We start from the raw sequence: 21997 nt of genomic DNA, 5'->3' as shown, positions 1-21997 counted from the left end.
CTGCGGAAACGTTTGGCCGAACCGGCCCGATTGGAGCGATCAGGCTGATCCGGCCGATCGGGTTGACCTCGCCGACCTGGCCGACCGGATCGACCCGGCCGGCTCGCCGGACCCGTGCGCCCGATCAGGCGCGCGCGAGCGAGCGGCGTTTCATTTCGAGCTGCGTGATGTAGCGTTGCAGGCTGTTCTCGGTGGAACCCGGCAGCGACTCGAAGCGCAGGCCGAGGTGATAGCGGCGCTCGCCGTTGGGCAGGTCGATGAAGCGCATCACCACGAGCGCCAGATCCACGCGCAGCTTGCCGTGCGCGCGCAGGTCGAGCTCGACGTCGGCCAGCACTTCGCCATGGGCGATGATGGCGGCGCGATCGTCGTTCGTGCGCAGGCCCACGCCGCCCAGCGAGACGTCGTGCAGCTCGAAGGCGAAGCGCTCGCCGTCCGCCAGCGTGCCGCGGCAGACGCACGGATCCAGCACCGGCGTATCCACGCGGAAGTACTCGCGGCGCTGCACGTAGAAGAGCACGTCGGGAAACGACGCCTCGAACGCGGGCCGGCCTTCGAACTCGGTGCGCCGCGGCGTGAGGGTGGTGAACTCCACGCGCACGCCGTCGGGCGAAGCATGGAACTGGCATTGCGCCGTCTCGAGCACGCCGGAGTTCTGCTCGGCGAGCGCGCCCCAGTCGAACACGAAGGTGCGCGCGCGCGGATCGACCTCCAGGATGCGCGTGACGAGCTGTCCGCCGCGGTACTGGAGGGTGAGAAAATCGCCGCGATTGGCGAGGTTGCGCAACTGCACGCCCACTTCGAGCGGGTTGCGGCGACCAAAGTCGGGGATCTCGCCTTCGTCCCCTGCCTGGTCCTGTTGATTCGACTGAACGGTATTCATCGGCCTGCCGGAATTTCGTGAACGTGCCGGCGCGCGTGAGACGGACCCGGCGCGCGCCATCCGGGCGGCGAAAGCCGCCCCGTGTTCTTCCCATCTCGTCAGCTTTAGCGGCAGGGCGGCGGGAAAATTTAGGGTTACGGCTGAAATATTTTCGGACGAAAGCGCCGCCCGGCGGGGCTTTGCGGCCGTTTCCGGCTGCAGCCGTGCGCCCTCGCCGCTGCGGCTTGCCGCTAACTTCGGCGTACTCGCCGCGTGGCAACGTTTGCATGCGCCGAATTTGGGCTATCTGGACGGGTTGCCTGGCCGGGCCTGGCCGTCAGACCATCTGCTGCATGATCGAAATGAGCTTGCGAGCGTAGTGCGGGTCGGTGGCATAACCCGCGCGCTGCATGCCCTGGGCGAAACCTTCGGCGCTGTGCGAGCTGTTGATGACGGATGCATAACGCGGGTTGTTCTTCAGCATGCCCGCATAGTCGGCCATCGCGTCTTCATAGGAGTCGTAGGCGCGGAATTTTTCCACCACCCGGTGCGGCGCGCCGTCCACGTACTCGGTCGTCACGGTCGAAACGGTCTTGCCCACCCAGTCTTTGGTGGCCTTGATGCCGAACACGTTGTGGCTGGTCGAGCCGTCCGCTTTCTTGATCTCGCGCTTGCCCCAGCCCGATTCGAGCGCCGCCTGACCGATGATGAAGCGCGCCGGAATGCCGGTGGAGGAGCTCGCCTGCTGCGCCGCATTGGCGAGCTTGCCGACGAACGCGTCCACCGAGGCGTCGCCGCTGTTGCCCGCCGGCACGAGGTCGCTGTTCGGGCCGTAGCCCGCGCCGCGGGTGAGCGCGCCGTTGGCCGACGCGTTGCCGTAGGCCCGGCCGAGCGCGTTGAGCATCGCGAGGTTGCCCGCGCTGCCGCCGCCGCCCTGGCCCGCGAGACCCGAGAGCGCGTCGCCGATGCCGCCGGTACCGCCCGCGCCGTCGGCGCCCTGCCCGCCCATGCTGCGCATGAGCTGCTTGATCATCGCGTTGGCGACGCCAATGCCCTTGTTCGACATCTGCTGCGACAACTGCTGGTCGAGCATCGAGGTGAACTGGGCGCTGTCGCGCGAATCGAGCGGACCGTCTTCGGGTGTCGCCTCGCGCATGCTCTTGAGCATCATCTGCGTGAACACCGCGTCGAACTGCTTCGCGGCCATCTTCACGCCCTGCTGCGGCGAGGCACTGGCGGCGGCGCGCATGGCGTCGAAGCCCTGCACGTCGAGCGCGAAGCGGTTCGTGAGGTCGAGGTTGCTGCCGATCGAAGACTTGTCCATCTCGTAGTCCTTAGATGATTTCGAGGTCGGCGCGCAACGCGCCCGCCGCCTTCATCGCCTGCAGGATCGACATGAGGTCCGCCGGGGTCGCGCCGAGCGCGTTGAGCGCCTTCACGACATCGGCGAGATTGGCGCCCGCCGTCACGAGCTTGAGCGACCCGTTGTCCTGCTTCAACTGGATCTGCGACTGGCGCGCCGCCACGGTCTGGCCGTTCGAGAACGCCCCGGGCTGGCTCACCACCGTCTGCGTGTTGACGACGACCGAGAGATTGCCGTGCGCCACCGCGCAGCTCTCGAGCGTCACCATCTGGTTCATGACGATCGAACCGGTGCGCGCATTGAGAATCACCTTCGCCGCCGGCTGCGCCGGGCGCACGTCGAGGTCCTGGATCTGGGCGATGAAGCCCACCTGCGCCGCCGGGTCGGCCGGCCCGCGCACCTGGATCGTGCGGCCGTCGAGCGGCGTGGCCGTGCCCTGGCCGAAGAGGTTGTTGATGGCCGCCACGATGCGCTGCGTCGTGTCGTAATCCATGTCGTTGACGTCCATCTGCAGGATGCCGCCCTGCTGCGCCACGGGCGAAGGCACCGCGCGCTCGACGATGCCGCCGCCCGCGATGCGGCCCGCCGCGAGCTGGTTCACCTGCACCCGGCTGCCGTTGGCCGAGGCGCCCGCGCCGCCCACCGCCACGTTACCCTGGGCGAGCGCGTAGACCTGGCCGTCCGCGCCCTTGAGCGGCGTGAGCAGCAGCGTGCCGCCGCGAATGCTCTTCGCGTTCGCGAGCGACGAAACGGTCACGTCGATCTGCTCGCCGGGCCGCGCGAACGGCGGCAGCACCGCCGTCACCATCACCGCGGCGACGTTCTTCAGCTGCATGTTGTTGAGCGTCTGCGAGCTCGAACCCGTCGCGCTCGACGTGTTGTTGATCGAGATGCCGAGGTTCGCGAGCATGTTCGCGAGCGTCTGGGTCGTGAACGGCGCCTGGGTAGTCTGGTCGCCCGTGCCGTCGAGGCCCACCACGAGGCCGTAGCCGATCAGCGGGTTGTCGCGCACGCCCTGGAACTGCACGAGGTCCTTCACCCGCTCGGCGCGGGCCGGCGTTGCGAACGCGAGGAGCGCCCCGCACGCGAAGACGAAGCCCATCGCCACGCCGAGCGCGGCGAGCACGTCTTTCACGCGCGAGCGGCGCGCATGCTGGAAGCGGATCTTCACCATGGCGCGACATTCAGGAAAAAGCGTTGCAGCCAGCCCATGGTCTCGGCCTCGTCGATCACGCCCTTCGCGGAGTATTCGATCTTCGCGTCGGCGACGTCGGTGGAGAGCACGGAGTTGTCCCCCGCAACGGTGTTGGGATTGACCACGCCCGAGAAGCGCACGAATTCGTTGCCCTGGTTGATGAGCATCTGCTTCTCGCCGGAGACGACGAGGTTGCCGTTGGGCAGCACGTTCGTCACGGTCACGGTGAGCACGCCGTTGAACGTGTTGGACGCATTCGCGCCGCCCGCGCCCGCGAACACGTTCGAGCCGGTCGAGTTCATGTTCATCTTGCCGAACAGGCCGCTCAGGAAGCCCGAGCTCGCGGTGCCGAACTGCGTGGTCGACGAGCGGTTCGTATTGGCGCCGGACGACTTGGTGGCGTTGATGTTTTCCGAAATGACGATGGTGAGGATGTCGCCGATATTGCGCGGACGCTGGTCTTCGAAGAGCGGCCGGCCCGCGTAGCCCGGGTTGAAGATCGCGCCGGGCGACGCATTGGGCGGCGGCGCCGGCGGCACGGCCGTCATCGGCTGCTGCGTGATCGGCTCTTTCTTCGGGTAATAAGCGCAGCCGGCGAGCGCCATCAAGGCCGCCTGGGCCAGGAGGGCCGCCGCGTACCTGCGAAGGTGGGTTCTTGAGGACTGCGCCATGCTGTTCACCGCTTCGATTCCTTGCTCGCCATCAGACCGACATCTGGCTCAGGGTCTGCAACATCTGGTCGGAGGTGGTCACCGCCTTGCTGTTGATTTCGTACGCGCGCTGGGTCTCGATCATGTTCACGAGTTCCTGCACGACGTTCACGTTCGACGCTTCCACGTAACCCTGGTTGAGCGTGCCCGAGCCGTTCAGGCCCGGCGTGCTCACCGTGGGCGTGCCCGAGGAGGCCGTTTCCGAGAGCAGGTTCTCGCCGTTCGACTGGAGGCCGGCCGGGTTGATGAACATGGCGAGCTGCAGCGACCCGACGGTCGTGTTGTTCGACGAACCCGGGGTCGTGATCGTCACCACGCCGTCGCTGCCGATGGTGAGCGAGGTGGCATTCGAGGGGATCGTGATGGCCGGGATCACCTGGTAGCCGCTCGAGGTCACGAGCTGGCCCTGCGAGTTGGTCTGGAACGAGCCGTCGCGCGTGTAGGCGGTGGTGCCGTCGGGCATCTGCACCTGGAAGAAGCCCTGGCCGTTGATGGCCACGTCCTTCGAATTGCCGGTCTGCGTGAGGTTGCCCTGCGTGTAGAGGCGCTCGGTGGCGACCTGCTGCACGCCGGTGCCGACCTGGCTGCCCGAGGGCAGCTCGGTTTCCTGGGTGGAGTTCGCACCCGGCTGGCGCAGCGTCTGGTACATCAGGTCCTCGAACACGGCGCGCGAGCCCTTGAAGCCATTGGTGCTCACGTTCGCGAGGTTGTTCGAGATCACGTCCATCTGCGCCTGCTGCGCATTCATGCCGGTGGCGGCGATGTAAAGCGATCGGTTCACGGTGTCTTTCTCCCGGTCGTGCCGCGCGCGGCGCGGCCCTCAATTTCTGGCTGGATGCCTAGCTGAACTGCAGCAGCTGATTGGCGGTCTGGTCGTTCTGGTCGGCGGTCTGCATGAGCTTCGTCTGCATCTGGAACTGCCGCGCGTTGGTGATCATCGAGACCATCGCCGCGACCGGATTGACGTTGCTGCCTTCGAGCGATTCGGTCGCCACCTGCACGGTCTGGTCCGCGTCGGCGGGGTTGCCGTCGCCGGTGTGGAACAGGCCGTCGTTGCCGCGCGTGAGCGTGCCCGCGGGCGGATTCACGAACTTGATCTGGTCGATCATCGCGATCGCGTCGGGCGGGCTGCCCGCCGCGATGGCCGAGACCGTGCCGTCCGAGCCGATCGTCACCTGCGAGCCCGGCGGCACCGCGATCGGGCCGCCGCCGCCGATCACCTGCTGGTTGTTGGCAGTCACGAGCTGGCCGTTCTCATCCACGTGCAGGTTGCCCGCGCGGGTGTAGGCCTCGTTGCCGTCGGCCGTCTGCACGGCGATGAAACCCGGGCCCTGGACGGCGATGTCGAGCGGGTTGCCCGTCTTCGAGATCGCGCCGGGCGTCATGTCCGAGCCGGGCGTGGCCGACAGCACGAAGGTGCGCGTCGTGTCGTCGTTGACCGTCGAGCCGTCGCCGTACGACATCGGCACCGCGCGGAAGTTGGAAAGCTGCGCACGAAAGCCCGTGGTCGAGACGTTCGCCAGGTTGTTCGCGATGGTGGCCTGCTGCTCGAGCGCCTGCCCGGCGCCCGTCATCGCGGTGTAGATCAGTCGGTCCATGATTCGCCCGTTCCCTCACATTGCCGGTGGATGGCTTACATCTGGAGCAGCGTCTGATCGACGGTCTGCTGCGTCTTGATCGTCTGCGCGTTCGCCTGGTAGTTGCGCTGCGCGGTGATCAGATCGACCAGCTGGTTCGTCAGATCGACGTTCGACTCTTCCACCGCGCCGCCCGAAAGCGTGCCATGGTTCGTGCTGCCCGGCGTCGAGACCTGCGCGACGCCCGAAGCCGCCGTTTCCTGGAACTGGTTGCCGCCCAGGTTCACGAGGCCGTTCGGGTTGTTGAAGTTGGCGAGCACGATCTGGCCGAGCGCCATGGTCTGGCCGTTCGAATAGTTGCCCGTGATGGTGCCGTCGGTGCCGATCGTGAAGTTCGACAGCGTGCCGCTCGCGTAGCCGTTCTGCGTGAGGTTGTTCACGCCGTTCGCGCCGCCGAACTGGGTCGTGCCGTTGACGTTGATCGAGACGGTCTGCGGTGCCGCGCCGTCGGTCGGATTGATCGTCAGGTTGAAGATGCCCGTCGAGGCGGTCGCGGTGCCCGTCGTCGCCGGCGGAACCGGCGGCAGCGTCGTGCCCGAGAGCTGGCCCGAGGAGTTGAACGCCATCGTGCCGAGGTCGGTCGTCGTGCCGTTGTTCACCGCATAGACCTGGGCCGAACCCGTCCCGTTCTGCACGTAGTACAGATTGATGGTCTGCGTGCCGCCGAGCGAGTCGAAGCCCGTGATCGAGGTGGAGTAGCTGTAGCTGCTCGAATTCGTCGGGCTGAACGGCGTGACGGTGGGCGCCGTGCCCTGCGCGTTCAGGTTCACCTGCGCCGAGACCGAAGTGGTCGCGAGCGGCGCGATGTTGGTGGTCGGCACCTGCAGCGGCACCGTCTGCGCCGTGTTGATCACGCCGGTCGAGTTCGCGGCATAGCCCATCAGGTCGTTGCCCTGGGCGTCCGTGATGAAGCCGTTCGAATTGAGCTGGAACACGCCGTTGCGCGAATACGTGAGCGTGCCGTTGTTCGACATCTGGAAGAAGCCGTTGCCGTTGATCGCCACGTCGAGCGCCTGGCCCGTGGTGTTGATCGTGCCTTGCGAGAAGTCCTGCTGCACGTTGGCCAGCGCGGCGCCCAGACCGATCTGGTTGTTCACCGAAGTCGCGAGGGTGTTCGCGTAGACGTCCGCGAACTGCGCCGTGCTTTGCTTGAAGCCGACGGTGTTCGCGTTCGCGATGTTGTTGCCGATCACATCGAGGTCGTTCGACGCTGCGGCGAGACCGCTCAAACCTTGTTGATAGCCCATGTTTTCTTCTCCGCGTTATGTCTGGATCATTCGATGCCGGCGACGTTCGACAGCGCGACCGTCTTGCCGTTGGCGAGCTGCAGGCCGGCTGCGCCGCCCGTCTGCTGGACCACGCCCGTGACCTGGCTCGCGACGAGCGCGGTGGCCGTGGCGGCCTGGCCGTTGGTCGTGGCCGCGGCGCTGACCGTATAGGTGCCGGCCGGCAGCACGGCGCCCGTCGTATCCGTCGGCGTCCAGCTGACCGGCACCGTGCCCGCCGACTGCGCGCCGAGGTCGATCGTGTTGACGACCTGGCCCGACGAGTTGGTGATCGTGAGCTTCACGTCCGACACCGCCGCCGGCAGCGAAACGCCGATCTGCGCTATCGCGTCGCCCGAACTCGAGCTTGCGCTCGAGCCGGAGCCCGAGCTCGCGGCCGACACCGCGAAGCTGCTGCCGGGGGCGAGCACCGTCGAGCCGATCAGGAGAGCGGCCTGGGCGTTCTGGCCCGCGGAGAGCTGCGTGGAGAGCGACGAGAGCGAAGTATTGAGCTGGCCGATGCCCGACACCGTGTCGATCTGCGCGAGCTGCGAGGTCATCTGCGAGCTGTCCATCGGATCGGTCGGATCCTGGTTCTGCAGCTGCGTGACGAGCAACTGCAGAAAGGTGGTCTGCAGGTCGCTCGCGCTCGTGCCGCTCGTGGAACCGGACGAGCTTGCGGTGCTCGTGCCGTTCATCGTGTCGAGCAGCTGCTGCGATACGGTGGCGCTACTGCCGCCGATGGTGGTGTTGGTGGTCAACGCGTTCTCCTGGGATGCGTTTCGTCTGTTCTTGCGTGTGGTGTTGCTGCTTAACGTTTGCCCGAAGGGTTTGCCCGAATGCGTCCGGCCCGGCCGCGCGGCCCGCAGGCCGCCAATGCGCCGCTCAGGTGCCGATCGTCAGGGTCTTGAGCATCAGCTGCTTGGCGGTGTTCAGCGTTTCGACATTGGCCTGGTACGAGCGCGACGCCGAGATCATGTTCACCATTTCCTGCACCGGGTCGACGTTGGGCATCGTCACGTAGCCGTTCTCGTCCGCGGACGGGTTGCTCGGGTCGTAGGTCTGCTTCATGGGCGTGGGGTCGTCGACCACGCCCGTCACCTTCACGCCGCCCACCTGCTGGCCCGAGGCCGTGCGCGAGCCGCCCAGCGGATCGACCGCGAACACCACCTGCTTCGCCTTGTAGGGCTGACCGTCGGGGCCCGTGGTGGAGTCGGCGTTGGCGAGGTTGGACGCCGTCACGTTCAGGCGCTGCGACTCGGCCGTCATGGCGGAGCCGGCAACGCTGAAAATATTCATCAGGGATGGCATGGTTTCGCTCCTTAGCTCGAACCCGACGTAATCGCCGAGAGCATCGTCTTGATCTGTCCGGACAGCGACGTCATGCCCGCCTCGAAGTGCAGCGCGTTATCGGCGAACTGCACGCGTTCGGTGTCGAGATCCACCGTATTGCCGTCGAGCGCGGGCTGCGTGGGGTTGCGGTACATGAGCGGGCTCGTGTACTGCTCGCTCGGGCCGCCCGTGGGAATCAGCTTCACGTTGCCGGCCATGTGGCCCGCTTCCGTGGTCGCCATGGTCATGCCGCTCGTCACGCCCGCGGGCTGCGTCATCGCGAGCGGCGCGGCATTGCCGCCGACCGGGCTCGCCATGCCGGACGGCGTGGTGGCGCCCTGCTGCCGGAGCGCGCCCGCGAGCGAAGCCGAGAAGTCGACGTCGCGCGCGAGGTAGCCGGGCGTATCGGCGTTCGCGATGTTCGCGGACAGGAGCGCCTGACGGGTGGCGCGCACGTCGAGCGCTTCGCGGCCGAAGGCGAATTCGGCGTCGAGTTTGTCCAGCATCGGGCGTTCTCCGTTGTCCTTACGTGAGACGAACACGAAATGAAAGACGGCCCGCGCAATGCGCAGACCTTTTCGCATGGAGAGGAATGTTAGGCGGGGCTGGCAAGAACCAATCGGACGAATAGCCGGGAAAGCGCCCCTCTATTCGACGTAAGCGCGCGGGGGACGCCGCCTAGAATGCGATGCGTGTCAATGCAATTCTGGAGAGATCGCCATGCCGCAGACTGCCCCAACCCGAGCGCGCCGCGCCGGCATGGACCGGCGCTCGCGCGGCGGTGCGTTCCTCGCGCGGCTTTCGGGCGTCGCGCTGTGCTGCGGCCTGGCCGCGGCGGGCGGTGTGCGTGCGCAGTCTGCGCAACCGACGCAATCTTCGGATAGCCAGATCTATATTCCGGGTCCGGGCGATCGCGCCGGGTCCGATGCCGTACGCATGAGCGCCATGCTCGCAGCGCCCGGCAGCGCGCCTGCGGCCGCCACGGCGCCGAATTACGCGGCACTTTCGCGCTTGCCCAACGGCGCGAGCAGCACCGGCAGCGACAGCGCGCCCGGCGGCATGATCACGATCCCCGGTCCGGGCGAGCGCGGGAGCGCCCCGCAAGCCGACGCACCGCAGATCGTCACGATTCCCGCGCCGGGCACGACCGCAACCGCCGCATCGGTGCCGGGCGTCGCCACGCCGTCGGCCGCACGCAATGGCGCGAACGCGCTGCCGCGCGTGAACGTCGCCACGGCGTCGAGCCGCGTGGCGCCGGTGGTGGTCGAGGCTTCAGGACCGGAGGCTCAGGCCGGCTACGCAGCCGCCAATGCGCGCGCCAACGCCATCCAGCGTTACGCCGCCGCGGTCGCGAGTACGAACCCGAACGCGAACACCGCCGCCGCCGCGAAACAGAACGTGGCCGCGCCGCCAAACACCGCCATGGCCCCGGCTACCGCCGCCGCGCAGCCGGTGCCCGCAGGTCAGCAGGACGGCGAATCGATCCGCGCCGCCGCGCTCTCGTTCCTGCAGCAGCAGTCGGTGGGGCTGCCCGGCAAGGTCACCGTGACCGTTGCGCCGGTGTTCCCGCGCGGCCTCGCCGCCTGCACCTCGCTCGACCCGTTCATGCCGCCCGGCGCGCGCAGCTGGGGCCGCACGACCGTGGGCGTGCGCTGCGTGGGCGCGAAGCCCTGGACGCTCTATGTGGCCGCGCGCGTGGCCGTGGACGTCACCTACTACGTCGCAGGCCGCCAGATCGAGCCCGGCCAGACGCTTTCCATGGCCGACCTGACCCCGCGCGAAGCCGATCTCGCCAGCCTGCCGCGCACCGTCATCACCGATCCGTCGCAGGCCGCGGGCGCCCTCGCGCTCCTGCGCATCTCCGCCGGCCTGCCGCTGCGCACCGACATGCTGCGCAGCGCGGCGTCGGTCACGATCGGCCAGACCGTCAAGGTGGTCGCCGTGGGCACCAACTTCACCATCTCGTCCGAAGGCAGCGTGCTCAACAATGCGGCGCCTGGCGAGCAGGTGCGCGTGCGCACCTCGGGGGGGCAGATCATCACGGGTGTCGTGAAGGACGCCGGCACCGTGCAGATCCAGATATGAGCGGTAGCACACGTAACAGCATGTAACGGCAGGAGTTTCACACTAAAGTTCGGGCCGGCGGCTGCCGATATCACGATCAAATCGATCAGGAAGAGCCATCGTGAAAATCGACTCCACCACCCGCAATGAACCGCGCACGCTGCAAGACGGCGTGGCGCGCACGCAGCAAGGCGAATCGGCCGGCACCGCGAGCGCCGGTGGCGCCGCCGCGGGCGCATCCGCGCAAGCGTCTTCCGGCAGTGCCGGCTCGGATGCGAACGTGAGCCTCTCGGCGCTTTCGTCCTCGCTGCGCTCGCTCGCGGCAAGCGGTTCCGCCGACATCGACACGGCCCAGGTCGAGTCGATCAAGAGCGCGATCCGCAATGGCACCCTGCAGATCGACACCGGCAAGATCGCGGACGGCGTGCTGCAAACCGCGCGCGACCTGCTGACGCCGACTTCGGGGAACTGAAACCCGCCCGAAAGGCGACTATTTTTTGAGCGACGATGAAAGACGCCCTGCTAGCCACGCTGATCGACGAACACGCCACCGTTGAGGCCTTCGCATCGCTCCTCGCCGTCGAGCAGAAGGCGCTCACGTCGCTGGACGGCATGGGGTCGCTGCCGCAGATCGTCGAGCAGAAGACCACGCTCACGCAGCGCCTCGCCGGTCTGGAGAAGGTGCGCGACGCGGAGCTCGCGGGTCTTGGCCTGCCGGCCGGTCCGAAGGGCATCGAGATGGCGTGCGAGCACGACGACCGGCTCGCCGGCCAGTGGCAACTGCTCAAGGGTTCGACCGAGCGCGCGCGGCGCGCCAATCTCACGATCGGCATGATGATCCGCACGCGCATGGAACATAACCGCCGCGCGCTCGCGATCCTGCGCGGCGACACGGGAAATTCCGCGCCGATGCTCTACGGCCCGGATGGGCGGTTGCCTGCGTTCGGGCTTTGAGTCGCCGTATTTGCGGATAAACGCAGGTAAGAAAGCAAAAAGCCGAAGCGTTGTGCGCTTCGGCTTTTTGCTTTTGCGGCCTTGCAGCCCTGGGGCTCTCCGGTCGCGATCCCTCGAGGCCAGCCTCCGCCTCAGTTCTCCGACCCTGCCCAGGCCATCTCGCGCAGCCGCGTGCGCAGGCGCGCCACGGCCTGGCTGTGCAGCTGGCATACCCGCGACTCGCTCACCTCCATCACCGCGCCGATCTCGCGCAGGTTCATGCCGCGCTCGTAGTAGAGCGACATCAGGAGCTTCTCGCGCTCGGGCAGCCGGTCGATCGCCTCGATCAGCGCGCCGCGCAGGCTGTCGTCGAGCAGCGCCGAAAGCGGGTCCGAATGGTCGACGCAGTAGCGGTCGAGGAACGGCTCGTCCTCGGCGGAACGGTCGAAGTCCTCGTAATAGATGAGCTGGCTGCCGTGCAGATCCTGCAGCATCGACTGGTAATCGTCGAGCGGCATGTTCAGATGGTCGGCGATTTCGGTTTCGCTCGCCGCGCGCCCGAGGCGCTGCTCCACCTGGTGCACGGCCGTTTCCACCTCGCGCGAGGTGCGGCGCAGGCTGCGCGGCAGCCAGTCGTTGCTGCGCAGCTCGTCGAGCATCGCGCCGCGAATGCGCTGGCTCGCGTAGGTCTCGAACTGCGCGCCCTGGTCTTCCTTGTAGCGGTTGGCCGCATCCATCAGGCCGATCATGCCGGCCTGGATCAGATCGTCGAGGTCAACGCTCGCGGGCATCTTGGCGACGAGCTGCAGCCCGAGACGCCGCACGAGCGGCGCGTACTTCGTCAGCACGTCGGCCTGCGAGATTTTTCCTTGAGCGTTATACATCGTGCTCTCCTGCAACATGTCCTCTGCAACGTTCCGCGGCGCCGCTCAAGCGGGCTGCGTCGTGGGGCGCTGCGCGGGCGGATCGGCCCGCCAGCCCGCATGGGCCGGCTCGGGGGCGGATGTAACGCCAGCAACGGTTGAAACGAATGCGTCCGCGGCCGCGGCAGCCGCCGCGCCCAGCAGGCGCGAAGTGCCCGGCGAGCGCGACGACACCGCCGGCCGCATCGGCCAGTGCGGCAGCGCATCGGCGAGATGGCGAAAATCGCGCGCGGCGGCCGTCGACGGAAACGCGTCGACGATGCAGCGCGAGAGTTGCACCGCGCGCGGCATGTGCGGGTCGGCCGCGACCCAGCCGGCGCTTTCCAGCGTCACGCTCAGGTAGCGGCTCGCCACGCCCGCGAGGTTTTCGAGGGCCGACTGCGCTTCCTCCACGCTCGCCACCTGGTTCGCGAGCACGCGGAACTGCCCGATCGCGTGCGCGAAATGCAGGCGCTTCACGCTCGCATAGGTGTCGGTGATCGACTGCGCGCACACGCGCATCACGATCAGCACGTCGTGCGCATGCAGCGCGAGCGGTGACAGGGCGCCTTCGGCGTCGAGCTGGGCATCGATCAGCACGACGTCGGCGGGCCCCGCCAGCACTTTCTGCAACTGCGCACCGGTGTAGCGCGCGCGGTTCTCGCGCGAGGCGGCGAGCACGCTGAAGCCGAGCCCATGACGCCCCACGGCATCGGCGAGCGCCATCTCGCCGCGCATGACGGCCTCGAAGTTGCCCGCGCCGCGCACGCCGCCAAGCGTCGTGCACACCGAATGCGGTCCGAGGCACTCGTCGATCACGAGCACGTCCTTGCCCTGCTCGGTGAGCGCCGCGGCCAGATTCACCACGGTCGTCGTGCGGCCCGGCGCGCCCGCGCCTCCCGTGACGGCGACCACGCGCGAGCCGACGCGTGCCAGCAGCCGCCGCAGCCCTTCGGCCTGATCGATCACGAACTTATCCAAACTGAACCTCGGGAGACTGCGAACCCGTGCGCAGCGAGAGCGCGGAAAGCAGCGCGGGGATGTCGTCCTCGTGCGGCACGAACGGCGAATGTTCGCGCGGCACGCAGAACGCGCTGCGTACCAGGAAGCGGCGCGTGGCCACGTACAGGTTCTCGGGCACCTTCTGGCCCGTCGAAACGTAGTGCACCGGCAGCTTGTAGCGCAGCACCGTGTCGAGCGCGCTGCCGAGGTTGGTCGCTTCGTCGAGCTTGGTGAGGATGCAGCCCGTGAGCGGCGCCTTGTCGGGCGAGCTCTGGTAGGCCTGCACGACTTCGTTGAGCGTGTCGCCGTGGCTCGTCGCGGAGAGCAGCAGGAGGCGCTGCACCGGGCGGCCCGCGCCGCACAGCATGGCGATCTGGTCGGCCACGGCGCGGTCGCGCTGGCTCATGCCGATCGTGTCGATCAGCACGATGTGCTTGTTCTTCAGTTCGGTGAGCGCGAGCTGCAGGTCCGCGCCGTCGCGCACCGCGTGCACCGACACGCCGAGGATTTTGCCGAAGATGCGCAGCTGCTCGTGGCCGCCGATACGGTAGCTGTCGGTGGTGAGGAGCGCCACGCGGCTCGCGCCGAAGCGCATCACGCAGCGCGCGGCGAGCTTCGCCGTGGTGGTGGTCTTGCCCACGCCGGTCGGGCCCATCAACGCGAACACGCCGCCGCGCTCCATCAGGGCTTCCTCGTTCTCCAGCACCGGCAGATTCGATTCGAGCACCGACTGGATCCACTCCATGCCGGCTTCGTCGGTTTCGACGGCGGGCATGCGGTCGATCATCATCTTCACGAGCTGCGCCGAGAAGCCCGCCGCGAACAGCTGCTTGGTGAGCGCGCCCTGCACCGGGCTGCGGCGCTGGCGCTCGCCCCACAGGAGACCCGCGAACTGCTCTTCCATCATGCCGCGCATCGAGGCGAGCTCGTGCATCACGGTCTCGTTCACGACCTGTTCGATGCGCGTGCGGATCGCTTCGCTGACGGTTTGCGCCGCGTTCGCAGCCGGGCCGGCCGCGCCCGCGTCGTTGGCCGACGCGGCGGAAGGCGCCGGGCCGACCGCTTCGGGGCCGTGGCCGAGGCGCGCCGCGGCGCGGCGGGCGGCGACTTCGGCGGCTTCGCGCGCCCACTCGGGCGTGCTCGCATCGACGTCGGGCGGCAGGATCGGGTCGGCAGGCATGCCGAGGCCCTTCGCGATGGCATCGGCGGGCGAGATGCCCGCGGCGCGCGCGGCTTCCTGCTGGTTCGCGATACGGCGGGCGTGGTCGATCAACCAGGGGTTCGTTTCGGCCATCGTGCGCTGCCCGCGCGGGGCGATGGGCGGCGGATCGGGGAGGATCGACTGGGCCGCGGCCTGCTCCAGCATCGCGGCGGCTTCGCGCGGCGCGAGCGGCCGCTGTGCGGTGCGCGCGGCGCCTGCTGCGAGCGGCGGAATCGGCGAGGCGGCGGATTGTGCGGCGGCAGCGGTTGCGCCCGCTGCGGCGGCGTTCGCCGCCACGTTTGCGTGAGCGCCCGACATCGGCGCCGCGGCGTGCTGCGTTTGGCCGGGCATGCCTGCGGGTCCGGTCTGTGCGGGCGTGCCGTATACGGCAGGCTTCTGCATGCCTTCGAAGGCGATCGAGACAGCGGCGTCGTCGCCGTCGTCGTCGCTATCGTCCGAGGCGTCGGCCCAGGGGAGTGCGGCGCCCGGCTGCGCGCCCACCTCGGGGCTCGCGCCGAAGACCGACGAGAACACGTCCGGCACACCGCCGGCGTACGGATTCGCGCCGCCCGCCGCGGCGGCGGCGCCGGGCGTGGACGTGCCGGGGAACGCCGCGGGACGGCCGAGCTTCGTCGCGCTGGCGAGCGGCTGTCCCGCTGCCGCGGCGGCATCGGCCGGCGCGATCGCCGCGAGATCGCTGTCCGCGAGCGCGACGATTTCGACGCTGCCGTCGTCGAGCGTTCGGTTCGACAGGACGACGGCGTCGGCGCCCAGCGCTTCGCGCACGAGGCGTAGCGCGTCGCGGCTGGTGCCGCCGATGAATTTGCGAATGTTCAAGCTGAGCCCCCGATTGAGGTGAGCGGCACGCGTGCCGCCTTCGTTTGCTGCTGGTCTCGTGCTGTTTAGCGTCCCTGCGATCCCCGGGCGTCAGACGCGGCGCCCCGGGCGCAAGACCTTTTCCGATGTTGGAATTATTTCGAAGCCAGCGCCTTCACGATCGATGGATCAGGGCGGGGAAATGCGGGCAATTCGCGCAATGGGCCGCGGGTGGGGCCGAGGCGGGGAATCCTTGCCGGGTGCACGCAAGGCACGCGGGTAGCGAAAGACCGCGTCGCGAGACGACTCTGCCCGTGTTTGACTTGACCATTTAACAGGTCTATTATTGGATCTATTATCTGGTCTTTAATTGTTCGAGGTTGACGGTGGTCAACCCCAGCTTCGCGAGGATCTGCACAATGGAAAACATTCTTGCCCGAGCATCGATCGGCATCAGCGAATTGAAGGTCAACCCAACGGCGACCATCGAAAAAGCGCAAGGTCCGGTCGCAGTGCTCAACCGAAACAAGCCTGTCGCGTACCTGATTCCGGCCGCCATCTGGGAGGCTGTCTGCGAGCGTATCGAAGACATCGAACTGGCGAAGATCGTCAAGGAACGCGCCGGCGAAAAAGCCGTGAGCGTCAAGCTTGAAAACCTATGAACTGAAATTCCTGGAATCCGCATTGAAGGAATGGCAACGCCTTGACGCCACCGTTCGCGCGCAATTCAAGAAGAAGCTCGCCGAACGGCTGGAGCATCCGCATGTCGCGTCGGCGAGGCTGCACGACATGCCGGACTGCTACAAGATCAAGCTCGCTGCCGTGGGGTATCGCCTCGTGTATCGCGTGATCGACGACGCGCTGGTCGTGACCGTCATTGCGGTCGGCAGGCGCGAGGCCAGCCGGGTCTACCGCATCGCTTCGCAACGGCTGCACTAGCGGCGGCGCACAAGCAAAAGCCCGCCGAAGCGGGCTCCTTTTTGGCCGTCACGGTCCGGCGCCACCTCAACCTCAGCTCCTCCTTCAGCCGCCCCCCACCACATTCACTACCCTCACGTTGCGCGTATCCGGCACCTCGGCATACGAGAGCACCTTCAGCTGCGGCAGGCTGCGGCGCAAAAAGCGCGAAAGCATGGGCCGCAGCGCATGCTGCACCAGCAGCACCGGCGCGAGCCCCAGGCCCTGCTGGCGCGCCATCGCGTTTTCGGTCTGCGTGAGCAGCGTGTGCGCGAGACCCGGCTCCAGCCCCGGGTTCGGCCCCGAGGTAAGCGTTTGCGACAGCACGCGCTCGAGGTTCGCGTCGAGCCCCATCACCTGCATGTCGCCGTTGCCCGGGAACCATTGCTGCGTGATCGCGCGGCCAAGCGCAATGCGCACCGCCGCCGTGAGGTCGTGCGCGTCGGTCACGCGCCCGGCGTGCTCGGCCAGCGCCTCCATGATCGTGCGCATGTCGCGGATCGGCACGCCTTCTTCCAGCAGGTTCTGCAGCACCTTCTGCAGCGTCGTGACCGGCAGCACCTTCGGCACGAGGTCGTCGACGAGCGAAGGCGTGTCCTTCTGCACCCGCTCGAGGAGCGCCTGCACTTCGCGGCGCCCGAGCAGCTCCGAGGCGTGCGTCACGACGAGGTGGTTCAGGTGCGTGGCGACCACGGTGCTCGAATCGACGACCGTGTAGCCGTACACCTGTGCCTGCTCGCGCAGGTTCGTGTCGATCCAGATGGCGGGCAGGCCGAAAGCCGGATCGGCCGTGGGCGTGCCCGGCAGCGCCGCGCTCACCTGGCCCGGGTTGATCGCGAGCCACTGGCCCGGATACGCCTCGCCCGTGCCCACCTCCACGCCCTTGAGCGTGATGCGGTAGGCGTTCGGGCGCAGTTCGAGGTTGTCGCGAATATGAATGACGGGCGGCAGGAAGCCGATTTCCTGCGCGAACTTCTTGCGGATGCTCTTGATGCGCTTGAGCAGTTCGCCGTCGGTGTTCTTGTCCACGAGCGGGATGAGCCGGTAGCCCACTTCGAGGCCCAGCGTGTCGATCAGCACGACGTCGTCCCAGCTCGCCTCGGCGTTTTCGGCAGGCGCGAGCGCGGTGGGCGTGGAGTCCACCAGCACGGCGCTCTCCTTCTTCGCCTCGGCGTTCTTCTTCATGATCCGGCCCAGCTGGATCAACCCGGCGCCCAGCAGCAAAAACGCGAAGTGCGGCATGTTCGGGATCAGGCCCATCAGCACCATGATCGTGCCGGCGATCATCAGCACGCGCGGGTTCGTGAAGAGCTGGCTCGTGAGCTGCGTGCCGATGTCCTCGTTGGTCGCCACGCGCGAGACGATCACGCCGGCCGCGGTGGAGATCACGAGCGACGGGATCTGGGCGACGAGGCCGTCACCGATCGTGAGCAGCGTGTAGGTCTTGCCCGCGGTCGCGAAATCCAGGCCGTGCTGCACGACGCCGACGATCAGGCCGCCGATGATGTTGACCGCCATGATGATGAGGCCGGCAATGGCGTCCCCGCGCACGAACTTGCTCGCGCCGTCCATCGACCCGTAGAACTCGGCTTCCTGGGCGATTTCGCCGCGGCGCTTGCGCGCGGCCTCTTCGTTGATGAGGCCGGCGTTCAGGTCGGCGTCGATGGCCATCTGCTTGCCGGGCATCGCGTCGAGGGTGAAGCGCGCCGCCACTTCGGCGATCCGGCCCGCGCCCTTCGTGATCACCATGAAGTTGATGACCATCAGGATCACGAATACGACGATACCCACCGCGAAGTTGCCGCCCACGAGGAAGTGGCCGAACGACTCGATCACCTTGCCCGCCGCGTCGGGGCCGGTGTGGCCTTCGAGCAGCACGATCCGCGTGGACGCCACGTTCAGCGAGAGCCGCAGCAGCGTGGAGAACAGCAGCACGCTCGGGAACGCCGCGAAGTCGAGCGGCTTCATCGTGTACATGCTGACGAGCAGCACCATCACCGAAAGCGCGATGTTGAAGGTGAACAGCAGATCCAGCAGGAACGGCGGCAACGGCAGGATCATCATGCCGAGGATCATGCAGATCAGGATCGGCCCCGCGAGCGCGCGCAGGTTCGTGCCTTGCAGCACGTCCGGGCGGCGCGCGAGAAAACCGGTGCGGGCGTTCATTCAGAAGCTCCTTCGTTGCCGCGGCGCGCGGCATTGGGTGAATTGCCTGCGCCGTCACTGCTTTCGGTGCCGTCGGCGGTGCCGGCCGGCTTTGTTGGGTTGCCGTCGGCCTGCGCGGCCGTGTTCCGTGCGTTTCCTGGTGTGTTTCCTGCATTGGCCGCGTTGACCGTGTTCGCGGCATCGGAGGCGGTGGCGCTCGCCATGGCTGCCGCGTCGGGGCCGAGGGCGTCCTCGGCTTCTTCGTTCGCGTCGTCGTCGCTCACGGCGCCCTTGTCGAGATCGGGCGGCACATCGAGATCGGTCGGGGCCATCGGCACGTCGCCGCCATGCGCGCGAAAGCGCTTCAGCTGGTACACCCACGCCAGCACCTGCGCGACCGCGCCGTAGAGCGGGCCCGGAATCTCGCGGTTCAGATCGACGTTGTAATAAAGCGCGCGGGCGAGCGGCGGCGCTTCGAGGAGCGGCACGTCGTGTTCGACGGCGATCTCGCGAATGCGCGCCGCCACGAGGTTCACGCCTTTCGCGATGACCTTCGGCGCACCCATCTCGCCGTCGGCATACTGAAGCGCCACGGCGAAGTGCGTCGGGTTGGTCACCACCACGTCGGCCTTCGGCACCTGGGTCATCATCCGGCGGCGCGCCATGGCGCGCTGCTGCTGGCGAATGCGGCCCTTCACGTGCGGGTCGCCTTCGTTCTCGCGGTGCTCGCGCTTGACCTCTTCCTTCGTCATGCGCAGCTTGCGGTGGTATTGCCAGAGCTGGTAGGGCACGTCGAGCGCGGCCACCACGAACATGCCCGCGACCGTCGTGCCGCAGCACACGGCGATGAGGTGGAACGAGTCCGAGTAGGCGCGCAGGCCCGGCTGCATGGCGAGGCCCAGAATCTCCTCGCGATGGTTCCACACGGCCATACTGCCGATCACCCCCACCACGAGCGTTTTCGCGAACGACATGCCGAGCTGGATCGGGCCGTTCAGCGAGAAGATGCGCCCGAGTCCCGCGATGGGGTCGAGGCGGCTGAATTTCGGCTCGAGCGACGCCGTGCTGAAGAGCCAGCCGCCGAGCGCCATCGGCGCGAGCAGGGCGGCGAAACCCGTGAGCGCGAGCACCGGGGCGATCGCCGAAAAGCCTTCGCTCGCGACGGCCCCCGCGCCGATCAGCATGCGGCTGGTATCGAACACCATCGCGTGGTTGAAGGTGAGCGCGCCGCGCAGCATGTCCTGCATGCGCATGCCGATCATGCCCGAGAGCATCCACGTGCCGTAGAAACCGGCCGAAAGCAGCGCAAACGTCGAAAGCTCCCGCGAACGCGCAACCTGCCCCTCCTCCCGCGCCCTCTGCAGGCGCTTGGGAGTGGCGGATTCGGTTTTTTCGAGGTCGCTGTCCTCAGCCACGGATGCTCCGGTCGGTGGCGTGCGGCGCCGGCAAGGCGGCGCACACCCATTTTCAGTGACAGCGATTATTGCCGCGCGGCGCCAGCGGCGATTGGCGGAGTAAGGCGGAGAAACGGGGGTATTTCAGGGGATGGGCGGCCGCAGCGAAGGGAGCGCGGTGTGCCCTGTTGAAAACAGGGGCGGAGCCGGCCGTGCGGCGGGAGGACCGGCCGGGCGTGTGATGCCGCCCGGCCGGCCTGGACCCGAATTGCCCCGGATTGATCCGGATTGACCCAGGGCGGGCCTAGAAAGCGACGTACGGCGCCTGGCTGCCGCCAATGGCGGCCGTATTAAGACCGAAATACACGTAGCGGCCGTAGAAGAACGGCAGGCCCAGGTCGAGATCCGCCGACGAGCCGAACTGGCCGCCGAGATCGTTGAGGGCGAAGTTGCCGTTGTTGCCGCCGCTGCCGAGAAGCGTGCTCGCGCTCACCACGGCAAAGGTTGCCGTGCCGCTCGAACCGTCCACGCCGGTCAGCGCCGCGCTGAGCGACTGCGGCGTAGACGGACAATAGAACGTGCCGAGCGAGCCGCCACACTGGGGCAGCGCGCTGTCGTTGAAGAACAGCGCGTTCGAGCCCGAGTCGAGGAACGACGTGAGCGTCGCTCCGTTGAACCCGGCGTTCAGGTCGCCCCACTGCGTGGTCTGGAAGCGATGCGAGGCGCTCAGGGTGTTGTTCGACTCGGTGCCGATGCCGAACACCAGCGTGCCGGTGGCCGACGTCGCCCCGTTGTACGAAACGGGCGCCATCTGCAGGATCACGCCGTTGTTGTCGGCGGTGAAGTTCGCGACCGGGTTGGCGACCTGTTGGCTCGTCGCCAGTGTCGTATTGGTGCAGTTCGAGCCGCTCGGGCACGAATAGTAGTTGCTGTTCGCGGCGCTGATCGCGCAACTCGCCCCGCAATCCCACGGCGCCACGCCGATGCCGAGGATGCCGTTCGCGCCGAGGTCGCTCGCCGTGTTCTGTGCCGCACCGATGTTCGCGCAGGCCTGCGGCACGGTGGAGGACGCGAGGTCGCCGATGAACTGGATCGGGATGCGGCTTGCGGTTTCGCCGCCGATCTTCACGTCGGCCGTGCGCACGGTGCCCCAGGTGAAGCCGTCGGCGAACGCCGTGCATTCGGCGAGCGTGCCGCCGTTGGCGGCCGTGTTCACGGGCAGCGCGTTCGCAAACGAGGAAGGCAGCGCCGACGCCACGAGACGCAGTCCGAAGGAACCCGTATCGAGCTGCACGTTGTTCACGGTCGTGCAGGTGCTCGTGCCGCTCACGCAGACGGTGACGCTCACCGTGGGAATGTTCGGCACGCCGGCCACGCCGCCGTTCACCGTGACGGGCACGGTATTCGAGGCCGTGGCCGCGATGGGCTGCTGGCTGGGCAATGGCGGCAGCGACGAGGTATCGACGCCGCCGCTGTTGTTGTTGCTACTGCTGCCACTGCTTCCGCCTCCGCCGCCGCAGGCCGCCACGCTCAAGGCGAGCGGAACGAGAGCGCAAAGCGCACCGCGGCGCAGCCAGTGAAGGACGGTTGTCTGAAGTCGTTGTGTAAGCACGCGTCGCCTCCCCTTGGTCACCAATTCGTCGCCCATCACTGGATATCGCTGGCGCTGACGCCGGCCGGCAGGTCCTGAGGCACCCAGGCCTGCCCCGAGAAGGCGCCCATGTGGCCGCCCGAATGCACGACGAGGCCGGGTTGATCCACGACGCCCGGGCCATGCACGCCCGCGGCGCGGCTCGCCTTCACGCCCGCGACGTACTGGGGAAAGTAGCTGCCGAGCAGCGCCGAGAGGTCGGGCGGCTGCGGCCCGGTCCAGCCGACGCCGAACACGGTGCCTGCCGGCGAAAGATACTCGCGCACCACCGTGCCGTTGCCGAGCGTAGTTTGACGGACCGTGTATAAGGCGGAAGACGCTGAGGAAGCGGATGCGGCCTGCGCGGAGGCCGCCTGAACGGCCTGCCGGGCCACGGCATTGGGCATGCCGCTGGAGGTGCTGACGGTGGCGCCCTCCGGCGTGGCCATGGGCGCGCCGCCGAGCGCGGCAAAGGCGGACGGCGCACAGACCAGCACGGCGGCAGCGCCGGCGAGCGTGAGTGCGGCAAGCCGCCTGGGGATAGACAAAACGTTCGTATACAAGACAGCCATACCCCTCCCGATCGATG

General features: G+C 67.8%; 22 protein-coding genes. 5 read left to right on the top strand and 17 right to left on the bottom strand.

Annotation, left to right across the window (positions count from 1 at the left end):
- Window positions 1-124: 124 nt before the first annotated feature.
- The 10 genes from U5760_RS08410 to U5760_RS08365 form a co-directional block, all read right to left on the bottom strand.
- Window positions 125-883, bottom strand: a complete 759-nt coding sequence (locus U5760_RS08410) for a flagellar brake protein (RefSeq protein WP_322010969.1) — start codon at window positions 881-883, stop codon at window positions 125-127.
- 316 nt (window positions 884-1199) lie between these two features.
- Complete coding sequence (flgJ, locus tag U5760_RS08405; RefSeq protein WP_322010968.1) at window positions 1200-2186, bottom strand: flagellar assembly peptidoglycan hydrolase FlgJ; 987 nt, start codon at window positions 2184-2186, stop codon at window positions 1200-1202.
- Window positions 2187-2196: 10 nt separating this feature from the next.
- On the bottom strand, window positions 2197-3327 hold the full coding sequence (locus U5760_RS08400; protein ID WP_322011093.1) for a flagellar basal body P-ring protein FlgI: 1131 nt from the start codon (window positions 3325-3327) through the stop codon (window positions 2197-2199).
- Window positions 3328-3392: 65 nt separating this feature from the next.
- Window positions 3393-4091, bottom strand: coding sequence for a flagellar basal body L-ring protein FlgH (locus U5760_RS08395; RefSeq protein ID WP_322010967.1), 699 nt, complete (start codon window positions 4089-4091; stop codon window positions 3393-3395).
- Between the two features lie 31 nt (window positions 4092-4122).
- A complete protein-coding gene (gene flgG, locus U5760_RS08390) occupies window positions 4123-4911 on the bottom strand; it encodes a flagellar basal-body rod protein FlgG (protein WP_322010965.1) in 789 nt (262 codons plus the stop codon).
- 58 nt (window positions 4912-4969) lie between these two features.
- Entirely contained in the window at window positions 4970-5728 is a 759-nt protein-coding gene (flgF, locus tag U5760_RS08385) for a flagellar basal-body rod protein FlgF (protein ID WP_322010963.1), read from the bottom strand.
- A gap of 35 nt (window positions 5729-5763) precedes the next feature.
- On the bottom strand, window positions 5764-7014 hold the full coding sequence (gene flgE / locus U5760_RS08380; protein WP_322010961.1) for a flagellar hook protein FlgE: 1251 nt from the start codon (window positions 7012-7014) through the stop codon (window positions 5764-5766).
- Window positions 7015-7040: 26 nt separating this feature from the next.
- Window positions 7041-7793, bottom strand: coding sequence for a FlgD immunoglobulin-like domain containing protein (locus U5760_RS08375; protein ID WP_322010959.1), 753 nt, complete (start codon window positions 7791-7793; stop codon window positions 7041-7043).
- A 124-nt stretch (window positions 7794-7917) separates the two neighbouring features.
- Window positions 7918-8343, bottom strand: coding sequence for a flagellar basal body rod protein FlgC (gene flgC, locus U5760_RS08370; RefSeq protein WP_322010957.1), 426 nt, complete (start codon window positions 8341-8343; stop codon window positions 7918-7920).
- Between the two features lie 11 nt (window positions 8344-8354).
- Window positions 8355-8870 carry a flagellar basal body protein gene (locus U5760_RS08365; protein WP_322010955.1) on the bottom strand — a complete coding sequence of 172 codons (516 nt, stop codon included), beginning with the start codon at window positions 8868-8870 and terminating at the stop codon, window positions 8355-8357.
- Between the two features lie 214 nt (window positions 8871-9084).
- Between U5760_RS08365 and flgA the strand changes: the two genes are divergently transcribed.
- The 3 genes from flgA to U5760_RS08350 all read left to right on the top strand — a co-directional run bounded on the left by flgA (window position 9085) and on the right by U5760_RS08350 (window position 11382).
- Window positions 9085-10449, top strand: a complete 1365-nt coding sequence (gene flgA, locus U5760_RS08360; protein ID WP_322010953.1) for a flagellar basal body P-ring formation chaperone FlgA — start codon at window positions 9085-9087, stop codon at window positions 10447-10449.
- 100 nt (window positions 10450-10549) lie between these two features.
- Window positions 10550-10900, top strand: coding sequence for a flagellar biosynthesis anti-sigma factor FlgM (gene flgM, locus U5760_RS08355; protein WP_322010951.1), 351 nt, complete (start codon window positions 10550-10552; stop codon window positions 10898-10900).
- 35 nt (window positions 10901-10935) lie between these two features.
- The gene (locus tag U5760_RS08350; RefSeq protein ID WP_322010949.1) at window positions 10936-11382 is read left to right on the top strand and encodes a flagellar protein FlgN; all 447 of its coding nucleotides are present in this window, start codon (window positions 10936-10938) and stop codon (window positions 11380-11382) included.
- 131 nt (window positions 11383-11513) lie between these two features.
- Here U5760_RS08350 and U5760_RS08345 read toward each other — a convergent pair whose 3' ends face one another.
- Genes U5760_RS08345 through flhF form a run of 3 tightly spaced genes read right to left on the bottom strand, consistent with a single transcriptional unit; the run spans window position 11514 to window position 15303 of the window.
- Window positions 11514-12245, bottom strand: a complete 732-nt coding sequence (locus U5760_RS08345; RefSeq protein WP_322010947.1) for an RNA polymerase sigma factor FliA — start codon at window positions 12243-12245, stop codon at window positions 11514-11516.
- Between the two features lie 45 nt (window positions 12246-12290).
- Window positions 12291-13244, bottom strand: coding sequence for a MinD/ParA family protein (locus U5760_RS08340; protein ID WP_322010945.1), 954 nt, complete (start codon window positions 13242-13244; stop codon window positions 12291-12293).
- Complete coding sequence (gene flhF, locus U5760_RS08335) at window positions 13237-15303, bottom strand: flagellar biosynthesis protein FlhF (protein WP_322010944.1); 2067 nt, start codon at window positions 15301-15303, stop codon at window positions 13237-13239. The genes U5760_RS08340 and flhF overlap by 8 nt, the downstream gene beginning before the upstream one ends.
- A gap of 398 nt (window positions 15304-15701) precedes the next feature.
- On the opposite strand from flhF, the gene U5760_RS08330 reads away from it, so the two are divergent.
- Together U5760_RS08330 and U5760_RS08325 are read left to right on the top strand one after the other, a co-directional pair.
- Window positions 15702-15944, top strand: coding sequence for a type II toxin-antitoxin system Phd/YefM family antitoxin (locus U5760_RS08330; protein WP_322010943.1), 243 nt, complete (start codon window positions 15702-15704; stop codon window positions 15942-15944).
- A complete protein-coding gene (locus tag U5760_RS08325) occupies window positions 15931-16221 on the top strand; it encodes a type II toxin-antitoxin system RelE/ParE family toxin (protein WP_322010941.1) in 291 nt (96 codons plus the stop codon). Before U5760_RS08330 ends, U5760_RS08325 begins: the two co-directional genes overlap by 14 nt.
- Before the next feature lie 84 nt (window positions 16222-16305).
- On the opposite strand, the gene flhA is transcribed toward U5760_RS08325, so the two are convergent.
- The 4 genes from flhA to U5760_RS08305 form a co-directional block, all read right to left on the bottom strand.
- Window positions 16306-18405 carry a flagellar biosynthesis protein FlhA gene (gene flhA / locus U5760_RS08320; RefSeq protein ID WP_322010940.1) on the bottom strand — a complete coding sequence of 700 codons (2100 nt, stop codon included), beginning with the start codon at window positions 18403-18405 and terminating at the stop codon, window positions 16306-16308.
- Entirely contained in the window at window positions 18402-19799 is a 1398-nt protein-coding gene (flhB, locus tag U5760_RS08315) for a flagellar biosynthesis protein FlhB (RefSeq protein ID WP_322010939.1), read from the bottom strand. Before flhB ends, flhA begins: the two co-directional genes overlap by 4 nt.
- Before the next feature lie 283 nt (window positions 19800-20082).
- On the bottom strand, window positions 20083-21390 hold the full coding sequence (locus tag U5760_RS08310) for a DUF3443 domain-containing protein (RefSeq protein ID WP_322010937.1): 1308 nt from the start codon (window positions 21388-21390) through the stop codon (window positions 20083-20085).
- A 35-nt stretch (window positions 21391-21425) separates the two neighbouring features.
- Window positions 21426-21956 carry a DUF2844 domain-containing protein gene (locus U5760_RS08305; RefSeq protein ID WP_415914060.1) on the bottom strand — a complete coding sequence of 177 codons (531 nt, stop codon included), beginning with the start codon at window positions 21954-21956 and terminating at the stop codon, window positions 21426-21428.
- Window positions 21957-21997 lie beyond the last annotated feature (41 nt).

The sequence above is a fragment of the Paraburkholderia sp. J12 genome (assembly GCF_905220215.1).
In the GTDB taxonomy this organism is placed as follows: domain Bacteria; phylum Pseudomonadota; class Gammaproteobacteria; order Burkholderiales; family Burkholderiaceae; genus Paraburkholderia.
The sequence above is the reverse complement of the archived record's forward strand: the minus strand, read 5'-3'. Positions and strand labels throughout refer to the sequence as shown.

Bases quoted from the DNA above. Each gene is read 5' to 3' on its own strand.
- U5760_RS08410 (WP_322010969.1), bottom strand. From the start codon at position 883: ATGAATACCGTTCAGTCGAATCAACAGGACCAGGCAGGGGACGAAGGC.
- U5760_RS08395 (WP_322010967.1), bottom strand. From the start codon at position 4,091: ATGGCGCAGTCCTCAAGAACCCACCTTCGCAGGTACGCGGCGGCCCTC.
- flhA (WP_322010940.1), bottom strand. From the start codon at position 18,405: ATGAACGCCCGCACCGGTTTTCTCGCGCGCCGCCCGGACGTGCTGCAA.
- flgC (WP_322010957.1), bottom strand. From the start codon at position 8,343: ATGCCATCCCTGATGAATATTTTCAGCGTTGCCGGCTCCGCCATGACG.
- U5760_RS08330 (WP_322010943.1), top strand. From the start codon at position 15,702: ATGGAAAACATTCTTGCCCGAGCATCGATCGGCATCAGCGAATTGAAG.
- U5760_RS08365 (WP_322010955.1), bottom strand. From the start codon at position 8,870: ATGCTGGACAAACTCGACGCCGAATTCGCCTTCGGCCGCGAAGCGCTC.
- flgF (WP_322010963.1), bottom strand. From the start codon at position 5,728: ATGGACCGACTGATCTACACCGCGATGACGGGCGCCGGGCAGGCGCTC.
- U5760_RS08400 (WP_322011093.1), bottom strand. From the start codon at position 3,327: ATGGGCTTCGTCTTCGCGTGCGGGGCGCTCCTCGCGTTCGCAACGCCG.
- flgA (WP_322010953.1), top strand. From the start codon at position 9,085: ATGCCGCAGACTGCCCCAACCCGAGCGCGCCGCGCCGGCATGGACCGG.
- flgJ (WP_322010968.1), bottom strand. From the start codon at position 2,186: ATGGACAAGTCTTCGATCGGCAGCAACCTCGACCTCACGAACCGCTTC.
- U5760_RS08350 (WP_322010949.1), top strand. From the start codon at position 10,936: ATGAAAGACGCCCTGCTAGCCACGCTGATCGACGAACACGCCACCGTT.
- flgE (WP_322010961.1), bottom strand. From the start codon at position 7,014: ATGGGCTATCAACAAGGTTTGAGCGGTCTCGCCGCAGCGTCGAACGAC.
- U5760_RS08345 (WP_322010947.1), bottom strand. From the start codon at position 12,245: ATGTATAACGCTCAAGGAAAAATCTCGCAGGCCGACGTGCTGACGAAG.